Raw genomic sequence first — 674 nt, 5'->3', positions numbered from 1 at the left:
CTGGCAAATCTCGTTATTCCTTCCCAGCACATGCAGCAAATCACCATGTTTTCCTATTTAATAATAGCTTTTGAATCAATATTCGTTTGTCTCGAACTCTACATTTTATTTACAATAATTGTGAAGCTGCCAAGAATAATATCCAGTTTCCGGTCTAATAATACTGTCCCATATTTTTATACAAAAGCCATAAATGCATACTCAGATCATTTGTCTGTAAACCGTATGGCAGAAGTACTTCTCTCTGAAATGTCGCTGTTTTATTATGCATTATTTAGTTGGCGAAAAAAAGTTCCTGAAGCGGCTGACAACTATTTTACCTACCACAAAAATTCAAGTGTTATTACTATTTATATCATGTTAATTCATGCAACGGTATTGGAAACAGTTGGGTTACATTACCTATTGCATGAGTGGAATGTGATCATTTCCTGGGGCATACTTGGATTGAATGCTTATGGAGTTCTATTTTTCATTGGTGAAATAAATGCAATTCGGTTATCTCCATTTATCATTCAACATAAAAGGCTTTATATGCAAGTCGGTCTAACAAAAAGTGCTGTTATTCCCTTTGATTCCATAGAACAATTACGAACGTATGAAGGACCGGAAAAGTTGAGTAAATCCGATCAAAAGAGAACAATGGATGCTACTGTAAAAGATATTTTTAATAA

At 34.0% G+C, this 674-nt stretch carries 1 pseudogene; it reads left to right on the top strand.

What is annotated here, in order from left to right:
• Window positions 1-225: 225 nt before the first annotated feature.
• A pseudogene (locus tag AC3G7N_RS21250) lies at window positions 226-674 on the top strand (hypothetical protein); the annotation flags it as partial.

The sequence above is a fragment of the Virgibacillus carmonensis genome, assembly GCF_057836705.1.
The sequence above is the reverse complement of the archived record's forward strand: the minus strand, read 5'-3'. Positions and strand labels throughout refer to the sequence as shown.